This is a genomic window from uncultured Agrococcus sp., from assembly GCF_945915485.1.
Taxonomy (GTDB): domain Bacteria; phylum Actinomycetota; class Actinomycetes; order Actinomycetales; family Microbacteriaceae; genus Agrococcus.
This window is the reverse complement of the sequence record NZ_CAMEFJ010000022.1, coordinates 14,377-31,052: the sequence shown is the minus strand read 5'-3', so window position 1 is coordinate 31,052 and position 16,676 is coordinate 14,377. Positions and strand designations below refer to the sequence as shown.

General features: G+C 65.8%; 17 protein-coding genes. 5 read left to right on the top strand and 12 right to left on the bottom strand.

Annotation, left to right across the window (positions count from 1 at the left end; all coding sequences use genetic code 11):
* From Q0O95_RS05885 to Q0O95_RS05870, 4 genes are all read left to right on the top strand, one after another.
* The coding region (locus tag Q0O95_RS05885; RefSeq protein WP_293696335.1) for an exodeoxyribonuclease VII large subunit at positions 1–579 on the top strand (579 nt) is incomplete at its 5' end.
* Positions 580–588: 9 nt separating this feature from the next.
* Complete coding sequence (locus tag Q0O95_RS05880; protein ID WP_293696333.1) at positions 589–831, top strand: exodeoxyribonuclease VII small subunit; 243 nt, start codon at positions 589–591, stop codon at positions 829–831.
* A complete protein-coding gene (locus Q0O95_RS05875) occupies positions 828–1,454 on the top strand; it encodes a DUF4245 family protein (protein WP_293696332.1) in 627 nt (208 codons plus the stop codon). The genes Q0O95_RS05880 and Q0O95_RS05875 overlap by 4 nt, the downstream gene beginning before the upstream one ends.
* A 34-nt stretch (positions 1,455–1,488) precedes the next feature.
* Positions 1,489–2,892: a class II fumarate hydratase gene (locus Q0O95_RS05870; RefSeq protein ID WP_293696330.1), complete on the top strand. Its 1,404-nt coding sequence runs from the start codon at positions 1,489–1,491 to the stop codon at positions 2,890–2,892.
* Between the two features lie 152 nt (positions 2,893–3,044).
* Here Q0O95_RS05870 and Q0O95_RS05865 read toward each other — a convergent pair whose 3' ends face one another.
* The 11 genes from Q0O95_RS05865 to Q0O95_RS05815 form a co-directional block, all read right to left on the bottom strand.
* The gene (locus tag Q0O95_RS05865; protein ID WP_293696328.1) at positions 3,045–4,076 is read right to left on the bottom strand and encodes a hypothetical protein; all 1,032 of its coding nucleotides are present in this window, start codon (positions 4,074–4,076) and stop codon (positions 3,045–3,047) included.
* 256 nt (positions 4,077–4,332) lie between these two features.
* On the bottom strand, positions 4,333–5,352 hold the full coding sequence (locus Q0O95_RS05860) for an alpha/beta hydrolase (RefSeq protein ID WP_293696327.1): 1,020 nt from the start codon (positions 5,350–5,352) through the stop codon (positions 4,333–4,335).
* Entirely contained in the window at positions 5,349–6,218 is an 870-nt protein-coding gene (locus Q0O95_RS05855) for an alpha/beta hydrolase (RefSeq protein ID WP_293696326.1), read from the bottom strand. Before Q0O95_RS05855 ends, Q0O95_RS05860 begins: the two co-directional genes overlap by 4 nt.
* Positions 6,215–6,961, bottom strand: coding sequence for a 3-hydroxybutyrate dehydrogenase (locus tag Q0O95_RS05850; protein WP_293696325.1), 747 nt, complete (start codon positions 6,959–6,961; stop codon positions 6,215–6,217). Before Q0O95_RS05850 ends, Q0O95_RS05855 begins: the two co-directional genes overlap by 4 nt.
* A 3-nt stretch (positions 6,962–6,964) precedes the next feature.
* Positions 6,965–7,573 (bottom strand): TetR/AcrR family transcriptional regulator, encoded by a 609-nt coding sequence (locus Q0O95_RS05845; protein WP_293696323.1) that lies wholly within the window; start codon positions 7,571–7,573, stop codon positions 6,965–6,967.
* Entirely contained in the window at positions 7,570–9,063 is a 1,494-nt protein-coding gene (locus Q0O95_RS05840) for an AMP-binding protein (RefSeq protein ID WP_293696321.1), read from the bottom strand. The genes Q0O95_RS05845 and Q0O95_RS05840 overlap by 4 nt, the downstream gene beginning before the upstream one ends.
* Positions 9,053–10,153, bottom strand: coding sequence for a branched-chain amino acid ABC transporter permease (locus tag Q0O95_RS05835; protein WP_293696319.1), 1,101 nt, complete (start codon positions 10,151–10,153; stop codon positions 9,053–9,055). The genes Q0O95_RS05840 and Q0O95_RS05835 overlap by 11 nt, the downstream gene beginning before the upstream one ends.
* Before the next feature lie 9 nt (positions 10,154–10,162).
* Complete coding sequence (locus Q0O95_RS05830) at positions 10,163–11,044, bottom strand: branched-chain amino acid ABC transporter permease (protein WP_293696317.1); 882 nt, start codon at positions 11,042–11,044, stop codon at positions 10,163–10,165.
* Complete coding sequence (locus tag Q0O95_RS05825) at positions 11,041–11,766, bottom strand: ABC transporter ATP-binding protein (protein ID WP_293696315.1); 726 nt, start codon at positions 11,764–11,766, stop codon at positions 11,041–11,043. The genes Q0O95_RS05830 and Q0O95_RS05825 overlap by 4 nt, the downstream gene beginning before the upstream one ends.
* Positions 11,763–12,515, bottom strand: coding sequence for an ABC transporter ATP-binding protein (locus Q0O95_RS05820; RefSeq protein ID WP_293696313.1), 753 nt, complete (start codon positions 12,513–12,515; stop codon positions 11,763–11,765). Before Q0O95_RS05820 ends, Q0O95_RS05825 begins: the two co-directional genes overlap by 4 nt.
* The gene (locus Q0O95_RS05815) at positions 12,515–13,708 is read right to left on the bottom strand and encodes a substrate-binding domain-containing protein (RefSeq protein WP_293696311.1); all 1,194 of its coding nucleotides are present in this window, start codon (positions 13,706–13,708) and stop codon (positions 12,515–12,517) included. The genes Q0O95_RS05820 and Q0O95_RS05815 overlap by 1 nt, the downstream gene beginning before the upstream one ends.
* 111 nt (positions 13,709–13,819) lie before the next feature.
* Between Q0O95_RS05815 and Q0O95_RS05810 the strand changes: the two genes are divergently transcribed.
* On the top strand, positions 13,820–15,808 hold the full coding sequence (locus Q0O95_RS05810) for a prolyl oligopeptidase family serine peptidase (RefSeq protein WP_293696309.1): 1,989 nt from the start codon (positions 13,820–13,822) through the stop codon (positions 15,806–15,808).
* 278 nt (positions 15,809–16,086) lie between these two features.
* Here the strand turns inward: Q0O95_RS05810 and Q0O95_RS05805 are convergent, their stop codons facing one another.
* Positions 16,087–16,617 (bottom strand): prepilin peptidase, encoded by a 531-nt coding sequence (locus Q0O95_RS05805; protein ID WP_293696307.1) that lies wholly within the window; start codon positions 16,615–16,617, stop codon positions 16,087–16,089.
* Between the last annotated feature and the right edge of the window lie 59 nt (positions 16,618–16,676).

Genomic DNA, 16,676 nt, shown 5'->3' with positions numbered 1-16,676 from the left:
TTCCTGCATCTCTTGGCGTTCTCGGAAGAGCGCATCGTTCGCGCTGTCGCGGCAACGACGACACCGGTCGTCTCGGCGATCGGGCACGAGGCCGACCGACCCATCCTCGACGAGGTCGCCGACCTCCGCGCCTCCACGCCAACGGATGCCGCCAAGCGCGTCGTGCCCGATGTCGCGGAAGAACGGATGCGCATCGACCAGGCCCGCACATCCATTCGCACCCGCATAACCCAGTTCCTGCACCATGAGCTCGACCGCCTGGAGGGCGTCCGCTCGCGCCCGGCGCTTGCGAGACCCGAGCTGCTCCTGGAGGCACGCGAAGACGACCTCGGGCGCCTCACCCAGCGCGCAGACGAACTCGTCGAGCGCGCTATCGAGGGCCACAACACGCGTCTGACGCACCTCAAGACGTCGCTGCGCGCGCTCAGCCCGCAATCGACGCTGGATCGCGGTTACGCCGTCGTCCAACGCTCCGACGGCGGGGTCGTCCGCGCTGCAGACGACGTCACCGATGGCGACGGTCTCCTGCTGACCGTTGCGAACGGCACGATCGATGCCGTTGTCGGCCGCGATCGGTAGGCTTGAGGCATGACCGAACGTGAGGCCGAAACACCCGTGTCCGAGTTGAGCTACGAACAGGCTCGCGAAGAACTCGTCACCGTCGTCCAGGCGCTCGAGTCCGGCCAGACGACACTCGAAGAGTCGCTGCGCCTCTGGGAGCGCGGAACCGCCCTCGCTGACCGCTGCGAAGAGTGGCTGCAGGGTGCGAAAGCTCGTCTCGACGCTGTGCGCGGCGAGCAGGAAGACGATGCCGAGGCTGCGAACGAGTGAGCAAGAAACCACCCATCGTCGCGGAACTCGGGCGCCCCGAGACACCGGAAGAGACGGCCGCCAGAAAAGCGGAGTCGACCCGACGCTACCGATCGAGCAAGACATTCCAGAACCTCGTCGTCGCGCTCGTCGCCTCGCTGGCGCTCGTGCTCGTCATGTGGCTCGTCGTACTGCGCCCGGACCCGACGCCGGCCGACCCCATCGACGTCGACGCAGCATCCGCAGAAGCGAACGTCGTGCTGCAGTCAGACCCCGTCGTTCCCGTTGTCCCCGAGGGATGGGAAGCGAATGCGGCAGAACTGCGCGTCGGCAACGACGGCATTCCGAAGTGGTACATCGGCTACATAACGCCGAACAACGGTTTCGTGACGCTCAACCAGGCCAGCGAGGCGAACCCGACGTGGCTCTCGAATCTGCTGCGAGAAGCGACACCGACCGGCACTACGACGATCGACGGTCTCGAATGGGAGGTCTACGATCAGCGAGAGCACGAGGACGTCGGCAATGTCGAGTTCGCGATGAGCCTCGAAGTAGACGACGATTGGTACGTGCTGTTCGGAACAGCAGGCGATCAAGAGTTCACCGAGTTCGCGCAAGCGGTCTCGGAGCAGATCCAGCAGTGACATTCCCCGTCTCACAAAAGAAAGGCGCAAGGACGTGACAGAAATCGAGTACCGCATCGAGCACGACACGATGGGCGAGGTGCGGGTGCCGAAGGATGCGCTGTACGCGGCGCAGACGCAGCGTGCGGTCGAGAACTTCCCCATTTCCGGTCAGGGTCTTGAGCCGGCGCAGATCGTCGCGCTCGCTCGTATCAAGCGTGCGGCAGCGATCGCGAACAAGGAGCTCGGCATCCTCGCAGCCGACGTTGCAGACGCGATCGTCGCGGCCGCCGACGAGATCATCGCCGGCGACCACCACGACCAGTTCCCGGTCGACACCTACCAGACCGGCTCCGGCACCTCGTCGAACATGAACACGAACGAGGTGCTCGCGAATCTCGCGACCAAGCACAGGGGCGACGACGTCCACCCGAACGACCACGTCAACGCTTCGCAGTCATCGAACGACGTATTCCCGACCTCCGTCCACATCGCCGTGACCGGGGCACTCATCGAGCAGTTGAAGCCGGCCCTCGCACACCTCGCGGAGGCGCTGGAGGAGAAGGCGGAGCTCTGGCAGGATGCCGTCAAGCCCGGCCGCACGCACCTCATGGATGCGACGCCGGTCACACTCGGCCAGGAGTTCGGCGGTTATGCAGCGCAGATCCGCTTCGGCATCGAGCGCATCGAGGCTGCGCTCCCCCGCGTCGCCGAGGTTCCGCAGGGCGGAACAGCCGTCGGCACCGGCATCAATACGCCGCTCGGTTTCCCCGAGAAGGTCATCGCCGAGATCGCCTCCTCGAGCGGCCTCCCCATCACCGAGGCACGCAACCATTTCGAAGCGCAGGCGAACCGCGACGGGCTCGTGGAAGCATCCGGCGCACTCCGTACGATCGCGGTGTCGCTGACGAAGATCAACAACGACCTGCGTTGGATGGGCTCCGGGCCGAACACGGGCCTCGGCGAACTGCAGATCCCCGACCTCCAGCCGGGTTCCTCGATCATGCCCGGCAAGGTGAACCCCGTTGTCCCGGAAGCCGTGCTCATGGTCTGCTCGCGCGTCATCGGCAACGACGCGGCGATCGCGTGGGCAGGCGCATCCGGCTCCTTCGAGCTCAACGTGCAGATCCCGGTCATGGGAACAGCGCTGCTCGAGTCGATCAGGCTGCTGTCGAACGCCTCGATCGTACTGGCGGACAAGACCGTCGCCGGCCTCGAGGCGAACACCGACCGCGCGGCGACGCTCGCCGGGATGAGCCCCTCGACCGTCACGCCGCTGAACCGGCTCATCGGTTATGAGGCCGCCGCGAAGATCGCGAAGCACTCGGTTGCAGAGGGGATCACGGTGCGCGAGGCGGTCGTCGATCTCGGATACGTCGAGCGCGGCGAGGTCTCGGAAGCAGATCTCGATAAGGCACTCGACCTGCTTTCAATGACACACCCCGGCGTCGCGAAGTAGGCAAGAGCAACGCCGAAGGGGCGGGTCGGTTCACTGCATCGAACCGCCCGCCCCTTGTCAATGCGCCGTCGACGCTGTGCCGAAGTGCTTGGTTTCTCTCGGTGTGTCAAACGAAACCGAGCACTTCACGTCGCAGGTCGCACAGCGTCAGTTCACGCAGCGAGCGCGTCCGAAATCTCGCGGTGGAGCCGCAGCAACGGCTGCGTGCGCTCTTCGGGTCCGCGTCCGAAACCGCACTCGGTGCCAATGCCGAAGCTGCCGACCGCGGTGCGTGCCGCGACGGCTCGGCGCACCGCGCCTTCGACGCCGTCCTCATGGTGCACAAGGCCCAGGAAGACCTGCGTCTCGCCCCACTCGACGTCGGCGAGCGGCGCGAAGTATGCTTCGTCGTCACGGTCGATTGGCACGGGCAGATGAATCCAGTCGACGCGCCGGTCGATACCGGCGATCGCACCGCCCGCGACTCTCGCAAGGAGCGAGGCGTCCTCCGGCTGCACGAAGTGCTCCTCTTCGACGTCGCCGTAACAGAGGTGGTAACCGAGTTGCACGCCATCGGGCACCGCCGCACCGAGGACGGACAACCGTTCGACGACACCGGCTACGTCGACACCGTCCCACCAGGGTTCGATCTGAAACACCGGCTTGCGGTCGCGCTCGAAGATCGCGAACTCAGTTGCGACATCCCACTGGATGGCAAGATCCTCAGCCGGAATCGCCTCGGTGATCGCGGCCACTTCACGCAGGAGCGCGTCACGGTAGACGAGCTCGAACTCCGCGCGCTCCTCGGGAACGATGGATGCGGCGACAACGCCCGCCGCTGTCGGCAGCGACACCTGGAAGCGAGTTCCGGCAGCGATCTCGCCCGCGTCGCGCAATCGCGTGAAGACTCCGTACGATTCGATCGCGGCGTCTGCGTAACCCAGCGGTGGCAGATCGACCGGGCCGACCTGCCGGAAGAGTCGCACGTCGAACAGACCGCGGATCTTGAATCCGGGTTCACCAACTCGTTCGAGGCCGTCGACCTCGTCGAACAGCAGTTTCTGGAATTGAATCCAGTAGAAGCGGTCACCGACCTCACCGTCGGGAATTCGCTCCGCGCCGACGGTTGCCACGGCGCGGAACACGGATTCGACGTCGGGCAGCGAGACACTGCCGACGAGCTGAACGGGTGCTGCAATTGTCATACCTCCATTGTGCGCCCGCAACCGACATCGCGCTCGAATGTGACGAACTGCGTCAGACTCCCCATCCGCGACGTAGCCGAGTCACGCTGCCGGTCGGCGCGAAGCCACTCGAGTTCGGTGAGCCGGTCAACTCCCGCAGCCCCGAAGTGCTTGGTTGTTGCCGAAACGTGCCGAGCTGCTTGGAAAATACCGGCGTGTCGCAAGAAATCCAGCAGACCGGAACACACCGGGAAGCCGCGTCCCGAGTGAAGATCCGCTACCGGATGTGCCGCTCCAGCACCTCGAGGAACCGTTCCCGCTGTTCGAGGTGCGGCGAGTGCCCCGCGTTTTCGAACACGACCTCCTCGTAGGGGCCGTAGCGCTCGAGCACGCTGCGCGTCTGCGCGAGCATCGGCGTCGGCGGTGCGACCTCGTCGCCCGGCCAATCTGGTACGACGCCGAGCTTGCCGAGCGTATTGAAATCGAACAGCGACTCATCACCGACGATCACGTCGTGCGCGCCCCGCAGCCACAGCACGGGCGGTTTCCGCTCGAGTGCCGTAATCGCCGACCAGTCAAGATGCTTCCCCGACATGGCGTTCAGCACGCCGCTGTCCCCCGCGGCGAACCCCGGCCAATGCTCGCTCGTCACCCCGTTACCCGGATAGTTGCCGTCCCCGGTCTTGGTCGAGAGCATCGCTTGCACCCAGACGTCTTCGTGATCGTCGCCGAACCCCGGTGCGACGTAGCTGCTGCGGAACACCGCCCGCGGAGACGCCTGCGATTCGTCCCCTGTCTCACCGGCAGCGAGCAGCTGGACGAACTCCTGGTTGACGCCGAGACCGCCCGTTCCGGCGCCGTCGTCGGTCATGAGCGTGCCGTCGACGCGGGTGCCGAAGCCGAACGGCGGCACCGTCGCGATGAGGGTCAGACTCGCGACGAGCTCCGGCCGGTCGATCAGCAACTGCGCGATGACGCCGCCGCCCATCGACCATCCGACCAGGTGCGCCGTGGCAATGCCGAGTGCGTCCATAACCGCCGCAACATCGTCGGCGAAGTCTCGCAGTCCCCTCGACGCATCCACTGCGAGCGCTTCGCTCTCTCCGAAGCCGCGCAGGTCGATCGCATAGCTCTCCCGCTCCAGCCCGAGCATGGCCGGTTGGAAGAAGAGGGACGACGATACGTTGCCGTGGATGAAGACGACGGGGACACCCGCGCCGCGGCGGTGGAGAACGTTCGCGGAGATGCGGTCCGTCGCTACTCGCCGCTGCTCGATTCCTTCGAAAATATTCGTCATGACTCCTCCTTGAGCTTGTCGACGACCGCCGCAACCGCTTCGCTCAGCACGACGGTGTAGTGATTGGTGTCCGGCATGCGCAGGACGGTCATCGCCGGCAGGCGTTTGCTCCACTGCTCGAGCCAGCTCGACGGGTAGAGTCCTGGCTCTTCATCGAAGAGTCCGCGCGGGCTGACGAAGACCGTGAACGGCATGCGCAGCGATTCGAGTGCCTCCGTGTGCCCCCCGCTGCCGTCCAATTCGCCCATGTTCGTCGCGACCGCTTGCGGGTTCGCCGTCGGCTGGAACCCGTCGTCGACGGGGAAGAGGTCGTATCGGACGTACCGGTCGATCTGCTCGTTCCAGTACGGCCCGAAAGCGGGATGCTCACGCCAGAACTCGCGATAGGCATCCGGAGTCGGGAACCGCATCGTCAAGCGTTCGATCGCGGGCCCCAGCACGTCTTCCGGGCGACTGTTCTCCTCGGTGGGGAGTGGAATGCCGCCGTCGATGAGTGTGAGTTCACCGACGAGCTCTGGACGTTCCGCTGCGAGCCGCACGCCCACGAAGGCGCCCATCGAGTGCCCGACGACACGCACTCCTCGCCAGCCGAGGTACCCGAGTGCTGTCGCCATGTCGCGACCGTGCTGCTCCAGGTCGAAGGGGCCGGGGAGTTCACGCGATCGGCCGCGACCCCGCAGGTCGAGCGCCAGCACCGGCGAGCCCAGCAGCTCGGCGAAGCGGTGAAACGACGTGTGGTTCGCCGTGATGCCGTGGATGGCCAGCACGGGGTCGCCGGGAGCGCTCTCGTTCCAGAGCGCCCCGTGCAGGTAGCCGCCCTCAACGGGGATGTCGACGATCCGCTCCGTCATCTGCGCCGCGGTCATCGTGCGCTCCAGCCGCCGTCGATCACCTGCGAGGTGCCCGTCACCATGCCCGCGTGCTCGTCAGCAAGCCAGAGCGCGAGCGAGGCGATGTCGTCGAGCGGCACAAGCCGCTTGATCGCGGGCTCCGTCAGCATGATCTTCTCGAGCACTTCGCTCTCGGATATGCCGTGCGTGCGCGCTTGATCCGCGATCTGCTTCTCGACGAGCGGCGTCAGAACATACGCCGGGTTGATGCAGTTCGACGTAATGCCGTGCTCTGATCCCTCCAGCGCCGTCACCTTCGACAACCCCTCGAGGCCGTGCTTCGCCGCAACGTAGGCCGACTTGAATGCGGATGCCCGGATCCCGTGCACGCTGGACAGGTTGATGATTCGACCGAAGCCGCGTTCGATCATGCCCGGCATCGCCGCCTTGATGAGCAGGAACGGCGCTTCGAGCATGATCCTGTGCAACAGCCGCCACGCTTCCGGGTCGAAGTCCACGATCGACGAGACTCGCTGCAGCCCGGCGCTGTTCACGAGGATGTCGGTGTCGAGCGCCAACCCGTCGAGAGCAACCGTGTCGGCAAGATCCACCTGCCACGCGTTCCCCCCGAGTTCATCCGCGACCCTGGCTGCGGCATCCGCATCGATGTCGGCGACCGTGACCTCGGCGCCCTCGGCTGCGTAAGCCTTCGCGATCGCCTCCCCTATTCCGGAAGCACCGCCGGTGACAACCGCTCGCTTTCCAGTAAGTCGACCCATGACTCAGCCCCTCTCGTCTCGGCCCGTGCCCAGCGCTCGCTGCACAAAGGCGACCATCTCGTCGAACACGTGCTCTGGAATGCGCGCTTCCTGCTCGCGTTCCCACAGGACGTAGCGCATGCCGATCATCTCGCCGACGCCCATGAGCGCCCACGCCGTCACCTCTGGGTCCTGCTCGGCGATCTCGCCTTCGCGAAGCGCGTCCTGCAGACCATCGATGTAACCGCTGACGATGCGCTCGTAGTGCCCTCGCATCGATGCGGGCGATACCTGCTCAGCCTCGCGCACGACGCGGTAGAGCGCCGGATGCTCGGCCGTGAATCGGAAGAACTCGCGGAATCCCTCCCGCTCCGACTCGGCTCGGTTCGCGCCGCGCGCTGCTCCTTCGCTCATCGCGTGGCGCACCCTGCGGTTGAGATCCTCGACGAGTTGCTCGAACACATCGAGCTTCGACGAGAAATACAGGTAGAACGTGCCCTGTCCGACACCAGCCCGCTGCGTTATCTTCGTGATCGACGCGAGCTGATACCCGAGCTCGGCGAAGACCTCCTCGGCTGCCGTCAGAATCTTCGTCTTCGTCAGCTCTCCGCGCTTCGTTCTCGGTTCGTTCACCTTCGCTCCTGGATCATGGTCGCCGCGAGCGCACGCCGCAGCACTTTCCCGCTCGAGGTGCGCGGGATGGCACGCACTCGAACGAACTCTTTCGGCACTTTGAATCTCGCGATCTGCGGCAGCAGATGGTCGACGAGCTCGTCATCGTGAACCTCTTCTTCGAGCACGACCCAGGCGACGAGCCGTTCTCCCCAGCGCTCGTGCGGGATGCCCGCGACAGCCGCATCGCGCACCTGCCGGTGCGAGACCAGGGCTCGCTCGACTTCGAGAGGAGCAATCGTCTCGCTACCGGAACGTACGATGTCCTTGATGCGGTCGAGGAACGCGACGGCGCCGTCCGGGCGGCGTTCGACGAGGTCGCCGGTGCGCAACCAGCCGTCGAAGAATGCCGCGTTCGTCGCCTGTTCATTGCGGAAGTAGCCCGAGAATACCGCCGGCGTCCTGACCAGCAGTTCTCCTTTCGCGGGGCCGATTTCGATACGCCCGTCGGTGAGCACCGCGAGGTCGACACCCGGATACGGTTTTCCTATAGACGTACCGTTGCTGCCGCCGAGGTCGATCGTGACGTTCGGCCCGGCTTCCGTCAGACCGTAGCCCTGCATGGGGTGCACTTCTCGCTCGCGCAGGCGCGTCAACGTCGCCGCATCGATCAGGCCGCCGCCCACGACGACCGTCTGCAACGACGTCAAGTCGCGCGCATCGAAGTCGGGATGCTCGACGATGTCTCTGAAGATCGTCGGAACTCCCATGAACGCCGTCACGCCGTGACGCTCGATCAATGCCAGGGTACGACCGGGGTCGAACGTGCGCTCGAGCACCAGCGTTGCTCCCACCCACAGGGCGAGCAGCGGTTGAATGTTCCAGCCGGCGACATGAAACTGCGGCAGCACCTGCAGCACGACATCGTCGGAACGCATGGGGTTCGCGCGGGCGAGCGAGATGTTCGCCCAGGCGCAGTTCGCGTGCGTGAGCACGACGGCTTTCGGCCGGCCGGAGCTGCCCGATGTGAAGATCATGAGCAGCGGGTCGTGGTCCTCGACCCGCTCCTTCGCATCGGGAGCCGCCACGGCATCCGGCACCGCTCTTTCGATGCCGGCTGAGCCCATCGTGACGATCTCGATCGTGTCCGTCGCAGCGCTCGCCAATCGCTGGAACTCGTCTTCCACGACGAGCAGCGCGGGTTCGCTCAGCTGCAGCTGCGCGGCGAGTTCGCGCGACGTCAGCCGCCACGACATGGGCACGAGGACTGCACCGATCTTGGCACAAGCGAAGAACAGCACGATCTGGTCCGCCGTCGATCCACTGAGCGTCGCGATGCGCGTACCGGACCCGAACCCCGCCTGGCGCATCCGCATCGCAAGCGCGCCGGCTCGCGACTCCAGTTCCCCGTATCCGACTGAGACACCGCGATCGACGATCGCGACTCTGCGGGGTTCGGTGCGAGCCGCGTCGCTGATCCAGCGGCCCAGCGTCAGTGCGTCATTGCCCATTTGCCGATGCTTTCACATCCATTGTGCGAACGCCCTTGGCGGAGCGCGTTGTCAGCGTCTTCGCAAGGCCCGCAATCCCGCCGGGGGCGAACATGACCACGAGCACGAACAGCATGCCGAGGATGAACAGCGGCTCCGAGAGCGGGATGCGCAGCACGTCGGGCAGCGACTGGATCCAGCCGCTCGAGGCGAGTGCGGAGAGCCGTTGGTCGAGGATCGTGTAGACGATGCCGCCGACGATCGCGCCCCAGCGATAGCCGACGCCGCCGAGCACGACGATGACCAGCAGCGTCAGCGTGAAGTCTGCGATCGTGATGCGAGGCGTCGCACCCGACTGCAGCAGCACGAACCCTATGCCGGCGACCGCCGCCAGGACGCCCGCGACGGCGAACACGAACAGGCGCACCGTGTACGGGCGCAGACCCAGTACGCGCACGCGCAGTTCGTTCTCGCGCGTTGCCGCGAGCACGTGGCCCAAGCGAGAGTTCTGCACCCACACGCAGACCAGGTAGGCGATGACGAGGATCGCGAGCGCCAGCCAGTACAGGTTCCGGGTGTTCAGCACGCCGACGAGCGCGTCCGGCAGGAAGTTGACCGGCACCGTCACGCCTTCTTCGCCGCCCGTGAGGCCACCCGTGTTTCGTCGCACGAGCACGTTGAACGCCTGCGCGAACGCGAGCGTCACCATGGCGAAGGAGATGCCGGTGACACGGAGTGCGAGGGCGCCGACGAGGTTGCCGACCGCGACGGCGAGGCCCAGTGTCAGGATGATGGCGATGAGGAACACCGCCGATTCGGGCACCTGCGGTGCCAACAGCCGCATCATGACCGCGAGCCCGTAGGCCCCTGCGGCGAAGAACAGTGCGTGACCGAACGAGAGCATGCCGCCGACGCCGAACAGCAGGTGGTAGCTCAGTGCGAGCGCTGCGATGAGCATCGCGTAGGCGAGCATCGAGAGCGTGCCGGGTGTGTAGGTCGGCCCGGGCAGGATGCCGGGGATGTTGATCGCGAGCAGCGGGAGGACAGCAGCGACGACGATGAGCGCGACGCCGATGCCGATCTTGAACCAGATGGATGAGAATCGTTGCATTGCCGTCCCCTAGTGCGTCGTCTTCTTGCCGAGCAGACCGGTGGGTTTCACGAGCAGTACCGCCGCGAGCGCCAGGACGACCGCAAGGTCCCCCGTGCCGCCCAGGTAGAAGTTCGCGAACTGCTGGATGACCGCGACCAGGACGGCGGCGATGGCTGCTCCGGAGAGCGAGCCGAGGCCGCCGATCACGGTCACGATGAACGCGTAGATCAGGAGCGACGTGCCCTGGTGCGCTGCGACCTGGCCGTAGTAGACGGAGGCGAGCACGCCTCCCAGCCCGGCCGCGGCACCGCCGATTGCGAAGACGATCGTGAACGCTCGCCGCACGTCGATGCCGAGCGCCGTGACCATGGTGCGGTTCTCGACACCGGCGCGGATGATGAGCCCGTACTTCGTCTTCTTGAGGAACAGTACGATCAGCCCGAGCACAAGCGCCGCGCAGCCGATGAGCAGCCATCGGTCGTTCGGTATGTTGGCGCCCAGGATGTTCGTCGTCTGCCCCAGCCACGCGGGCTTCGCGATCCGGATGGGGTCGCTGCCCCAGATGCCCTCGAACAGCGCGACGGTTGCGAGCCCGAGGCCGACGGTCACGAGCACCTGCTCGATGTGCCGGTTGTAGAGCTTCCTGATGAAGACGAGCTCGGTGATCGCGGCCGCTATCGCGCCGGTCGCGATGCCGACGAGCATCCCGATCAGCAGACCGGCCCAGGTGCCGTCGGAGACCCGGCGGCCGACCTCCCAGCCGAGGAAGCCCGCGAGCGTCAGGAACGACCCGTGCGCGAAGTTCAGCACGCCCATGAGGCCGTAGATCAGCGATAGGCCGCTCGCGACGAGGAAGTAGAGCGCGCCGAGGCCGACGCCGGTGATCAGCAACAGCAGGATGGTGCTCATGCGTCGTCCTTTCCCGCGGTGACCCCGAGATAGCGGTGCACGAGGTCGGAGTCGAGGAATTCCCGTGCGTCTCCCGTGTGCACGACTCGGCCGCCGGAGAGGACGATGACGGAGTGCGCCAGGTCGCGCACGACCTGCAGATTCTGCTCGACCAACAGCACGGGAGTCTTCTCTGCAACAGCTTTCAGCGCCTCCGTGACCTCGGTGACGATGCGAGGCGCAAGACCCTTCGTGGGCTCGTCGACGAGCAGCAGTCCGCGCTGTTCCATGAGCACTCTTGCGAGTGCAACCATCTGCTGCTGACCGCCCGAGAGCGTTCCCGCCTGCTGTTTCGCGCGTTGGCGCAGCTCGGGGAAGAGCCTGTCCACCGTCTCGCGATTGCCGCTGTCTCCCAGGATGGCGAGCCGTAGATTCTCTTCCACCGTCAGCGAACCGAACACCTCGCGGTCTTCCGGCACGTAGCCGATGCCGCGCTGCACGACCCTGTGGGTCGGGAGCTTATCGATCGACGAACCGCGGTAGGTGATCTCACCGGTTCGGTCGATGATCCCCAGCAGTGCTTTGATCGTCGAGGTCTTTCCTACGCCGTTGCGTCCGAGCAGCGCTGTCACGCCCGTGTCGGCAACCGTGAAACTGACGTCCTCCACGACCTGCTGCCCCGCGACCGATGCGAAAAGCCCTCGCACGCTGAGCACCGCAGTGTCTTGTTGCTGCTCGCTCATACAGCCGCCCCCAGGTACGCCTCCTGCACACGCGGATCCGCCGTGATCTCATCGGGCGTGCCGATCGCGAGCAGTTTTCCGTGATGCATGACTGCGACCCTGTCGACGAGGCCGAGGAGCACCTCCATGTGGTGTTCCACCATCAGCACCGTTCGACCCGACCTGTGCAGTGTGCGGATGATCTCCACGAGCCCCGGCACGTCCCCTGAGCCGACGCCTGCCATAGGTTCGTCGAGGAGTACGACGGACGGCTCGGTGGCGAGGAGCATCGCGATCTCCAGCTTGCGCTTATCGCCGTGCGACAGCACTCCCGCGTTCGTCTCGAAGTGGGCGTCGAGGCCGACCTCCTCCAGGCGTTCCCTCGCCTCCGCGGTTGCCCGATCGTGCTTTCTCGGGAACAGCCAGGGGCTTGTCGCACCACCGAGCTTGATCTGCGCGGGGATGCGCACGTTCTCGAGCGCGCTGAGATCGGGAAAGACGCTGGAGGTCTGGAAAGTACGGCCGATACCGGCTCGCGCCCGGCCGTGCACGGATGCGCGGGTGATGTCGTCGCCGGACATCGTGAGCGAGCCGCCGGTCGGTTGCATGAGACCGCTGATCACGTTGAACAGCGTCGTCTTTCCTGCGCCGTTGGGGCCGATAACACCGACCATCTCGCCCTCGGCGACGCCGAACGATACCTCCTCGAGGATCTTGGCGCCACCGATGCGGAGGCCGATCTCGTGCAGTTCGAGCGCGAGGTCGTTCATCAGTCCTCCGCGACGGGAGGTGCGACCGATTCGCCGTCGACGGTGTCGAGCAGCTCCGGCACCCAGACGCCGTCTTCCTCGACCATCCCTACGTGGAACATCGGCTGAATCAACGCGTGATCCTCGGCGCGAATCGTGAGCGTGCCCTTGACCGAATCGAAGCTCCAGCCCTCGAGCGCCGTGATCATCGCATCGACGTCGCCCCTGCCTTCCGTGATCGCGTGCACGAGCATCTGCGCCGCGACGAAACCGTCGACCGTGAAGAGGTCTGCCTCGTGCCCGGCCTCTTCGAGGTACGCGTCCATCGCCTGCGCCGCTTCGTTATCCGTGACGCCTGGGAAGTAGTGGTTCAGGAAGTCGATGTCGCCGGTGCCCGGGCCGTAGGCCTGGTACGAGGCCCTGTCCGCGAGCCCCGTCACGACCGTCGTATCGGAAAGCACGTCCTGCTGCGCGAGTGCCTCCCACATCGCACCCGTCGTCGCTCCCGCCCACGCGACGAACACGAGGTCGGGGTCGGCGGAGCGGATCTGCTGCGCGAACGGCGTGAACTCGGTGGCGTCCTCGGCGACGAGAATCGACTCGACGTCGGCGCCCTCGGCGCCCAGCACCGCCTCGACCGAATCGACGTTGCCCTGCCCGAACGCGTTGTCCTGCGCGAACACCACGATCTTGGCATCTTCGAGGTCGTCGAGGAAGGTCGCTGCGGTCGCGACGTCCTGGTAGGTCTGCCGCCCGGAGCGGAACGTCTCGTCGTTGATGCCGGTGACGGGGTCGGTCGCGGCGGGGCCGGAGATGAACAAGACGTTGTTCTGCGCTGCCTGCTCCGACACCTGCAGCGCGACACCGGATGCTGCGGAACCCGCGAGAATCTGGAAACCCTGGCCGATGAGGTCCTTCGACTGATTGACCGCGGTGTCGGGGTTGCCCTGATCGTCGACCCATTCGATCGTGAGGTCGATGCCATCGATCTCGCCGGTGCCTCCGGTCGCGTAGTCGAGCCCCGCTTCGAACCCGTGCCGGTATGCCTCGCCGTACGTTGCGAGAGGGCCGGTTATCGAGGTGATCATGCCGACGTTCACTGGCGTGTTGCCGCCCGTGCCCTCGTCACCTCCCGACTGATCGGGAGCACACCCTGTGAGCACTAGGCCGGCGGTGAGAATACCCACCGCCGCAATCTTCGTTGACTTGCGCACTGCTTTGCCTTTCGCCTTTGAACGGTCCACGGAAATCCGCGATCTTCACCATAACATGACAGGTGGTTCAGGTTTCATGTTTGCCGCAACGAGCGCACGTAGACTGACACCATGCATCCGTACCCCGAAGCGCGCCGCGACGAGACACTGCCCGATGACCCGTACCGATGGCTCGAGGATGCGGACTCGCAGGAAACCGCGACATTCATCAGGAAGCAGAACGAGGTCAGTGAACCGATCCTGGAGCAGCTGCCGATGCGCGCACGGTTCCGGGAGAGCCTCACGAAGCTGTTGACCGCTCCGCGAACCATGGCTCCCGCGGAGCACGGCGGCTGGCTCTACGCCTGGAGGAGCGACGGCCGGAATCAGCCTGTGCTACTGCGATCCCGCACGCTTACTGGAATCGACGACGGCGAAACCGTGCTCGACCCCAACGCGCTTTCGGACGACGGCACGATCGCCGTCACCATCACGAGCTTCAATCAGGACGGCTCACTGCTCGCCTACGCAACCTCCGACGGCGGCTCGGACTGGCGGACGCTGCACGTGCTCGACCTCGAGACGCTGCAGCCGCTGCCCGATACCGTCGAGTGGGCGAAGTGGAACCGCCCCGAGTGGATGCCGGGAGGCCGCTCTTTCACGTACTGGGCATACCCGGCACCGGAAGGCAACGCCCTCACCGATCAGATGGCGCACGGTCAGCTCAGGGTGCACGGTATCGGCGAGAGCACGGAAGAGGACGCGGTGCTCTGGGAGTCCGAGAACCCGCAGCTGTTCGCCCGCCACTACCCCAGCGACGACTACTGGTTCGTGCTCTCCACCGACACGGGTTCGTCGAGCGGCAACGACCTCTCGGTAGCCGCGCACGACGACTACGTCTACCGGGATCTCGTGACGGGTCACGAGCACGAATGGACTCCCATCGGCATCCGCGAAGATCGTCTCTTCGTCGTCACCGACGCCGACTCGCCGCGCTATCGGCTCGTGACCTTCGATCTGTTCTCCGGCGAGCAGTCGACGATCGTGCCGGAGCACGATGAGGACGTGCTGCTGGATGCCGATCTCACGAGCGACGCACTCGTGCTGACGTACTCCCACGACGCGAGCCACAGAGCGCAGCTGTTCGCGTTCGACGGAACGCCCGGCGAGCATCTCCCGCTGCCGGAGGGCGTCTCGATCGTCGCTGTCAACACCTCCGAGGAGAGCAGGGCCGTCTTCGTCGGCACGCAGAGTTTCGTGGACGCGGGCACCGTCCACCGCATCGACACGGAGGGCACGCGAGTCACGAGCCGGGCATCCAGAGCGGCATCCTCGATCGAGGCGACGACCGAGCGCATCCGCCCCGTCAGCAAGGACGGCACGGTTGTTCCCGCCTTCGTCGTTCGCAAGGAGCCGGTGCAGGGCCCCACATTGATCTGGGGTTACGGCGGGTTCAACATTCCCATGAACCCTGAGTTTCGTGCAGTGCTCGCCGCGTGGGTCGAGGCGGGTGGAACGCTCGTGGTCCCGAACCTCCGCGGCGGCGGCGAGTTCGGGTCCGACTGGCATCGCGCCGGAACACTCGAGCGGAAGCAGAACGTCTTCGACGACCTCTTCGCGGTCGCCGAGTACGTGCGCGAGCACGGCATCGCTTCCACGCTCGCGCTGCACGGTCGGTCCAACGGGGGCCTGCTCGCCGGTGCTGCCCTCACGCAGCGCCCCGAACTGTGGGATGCCGTACTGCCGGGCGTGGGCGTGCTCGACATGCTCCGGTACCACCTGTTCACGATCGGCTGGGCCTGGAAGTCCGACTTCGGCGACCCGGACGACCCGGAGGTCGCAGAGTACCTCCGCGCATACTCCCCGCTGCACAATCTTCGAGAGGGCACGGAGTACCCGCCGACACTCATCACGACTGCCGATCGCGACGACCGCGTCGTGCCGGCGCACTCGTTGAAGTTCGCTGCGGAGCTCCAGCGGGTGCAGTCTGGTGACGCCCCGGTCCTGCTGTCGGTCGACACGAGGGCAGGTCACGGGATGGGCAAACCCAAGGATGCGCAGGCCGCCGAATTCGCCGACCAGTTGGCGTTCGCCGCGTACTGGACCGGCTTACACGACTAGAGCAAGCGCGAACGCGGTGCCTCTTCTCGGTCAATAGCGGCAACCATCGAGATAATTGCTTGGTCGGCGATATAGACCGAGAGAGGGCGCCGGACATGCGGTCCCGACGATGCCGAGAATCCCGCCGTGCGCACCGTCGATCGAGACGTCCTCGACGGTCTCAACGGGCGTTCCACGCCGCGAGGGTGAGTGAGCGCTTGCGGATGAAAGTCTCCTGGGGGTTCTAACGAGACTCCCCTAGCGGTAACAACTCTCGGCACACTCCCCAATTCGGATTGTCACGGAACGAAGCAATCGACCGCGAACGCTGCGAGGAGCCCCAGCAGGAGGAAGGGGCCGAACGGCAACGTCCGATGCCCGAACACGAGCATGACGAGCCCCGCCAGGCCGCCGAACACGAAGGATGCGCTGAGCGCTACGAGCGGCACCAGGGGTGTTCCCGAGACGGCCAGAACGATGGCTGCTCCCAGTTTCAGATCGCCCATGCCCATTCCACCGGCGAAAGCGAGCACAGCGAGCAGGAGTGCGCATCCCGCCGCAACGGCAGGGCCGAGCCAGTTGCCGGACAGCGCGTGGATCATCGTCACGGCTGCGGCAACCGCGAGGGTCGGCAGGGTGAGCGGATTCGGCAGCCTACGCACGGCGATATCGATCCGCGCGAGCGCCGGACCGACGAGCGCAATTGCTCCGACACCGACCGCTGTGAGCCAGTGCAGCCCTGCCAGCGCCGTCACCGCGACGACCGCGAGGGCCAAAAGACCGCCCGCGATGAGATCGGTGGTGGTGAGGCTCCAGCTTCGCTGCTCCATAGCGGTACGGTAGCGACCGTTGGCGCCGGCGTGCGCTGCGTTATCCACAACCGTGGGGG

Excerpts from the sequence above, each read along its gene's own strand:
- Q0O95_RS05830 (WP_293696317.1), bottom strand. The coding sequence starts at position 11,044 with ATGAGCACCATCCTGCTGTTGCTGATCACCGGCGTCGGCCTCGGCGCG.
- Q0O95_RS05825 (WP_293696315.1), bottom strand. The coding sequence starts at position 11,766 with ATGAGCGAGCAGCAACAAGACACTGCGGTGCTCAGCGTGCGAGGGCTT.
- Q0O95_RS05855 (WP_293696326.1), bottom strand. The coding sequence starts at position 6,218 with ATGACCGCGGCGCAGATGACGGAGCGGATCGTCGACATCCCCGTTGAG.
- Q0O95_RS05840 (WP_293696321.1), bottom strand. The coding sequence starts at position 9,063 with ATGGGCAATGACGCACTGACGCTGGGCCGCTGGATCAGCGACGCGGCT.
- Q0O95_RS05810 (WP_293696309.1), top strand. The coding sequence starts at position 13,820 with ATGCATCCGTACCCCGAAGCGCGCCGCGACGAGACACTGCCCGATGAC.
- Q0O95_RS05860 (WP_293696327.1), bottom strand. The coding sequence starts at position 5,352 with ATGACGAATATTTTCGAAGGAATCGAGCAGCGGCGAGTAGCGACGGAC.
- Q0O95_RS05835 (WP_293696319.1), bottom strand. The coding sequence starts at position 10,153 with ATGCAACGATTCTCATCCATCTGGTTCAAGATCGGCATCGGCGTCGCG.
- Q0O95_RS05880 (WP_293696333.1), top strand. The coding sequence starts at position 589 with ATGACCGAACGTGAGGCCGAAACACCCGTGTCCGAGTTGAGCTACGAA.
- Q0O95_RS05865 (WP_293696328.1), bottom strand. The coding sequence starts at position 4,076 with ATGACAATTGCAGCACCCGTTCAGCTCGTCGGCAGTGTCTCGCTGCCC.
- Q0O95_RS05850 (WP_293696325.1), bottom strand. The coding sequence starts at position 6,961 with ATGGGTCGACTTACTGGAAAGCGAGCGGTTGTCACCGGCGGTGCTTCC.
- Q0O95_RS05820 (WP_293696313.1), bottom strand. The coding sequence starts at position 12,515 with ATGAACGACCTCGCGCTCGAACTGCACGAGATCGGCCTCCGCATCGGT.
- Q0O95_RS05805 (WP_293696307.1), bottom strand. The coding sequence starts at position 16,617 with ATGGAGCAGCGAAGCTGGAGCCTCACCACCACCGATCTCATCGCGGGC.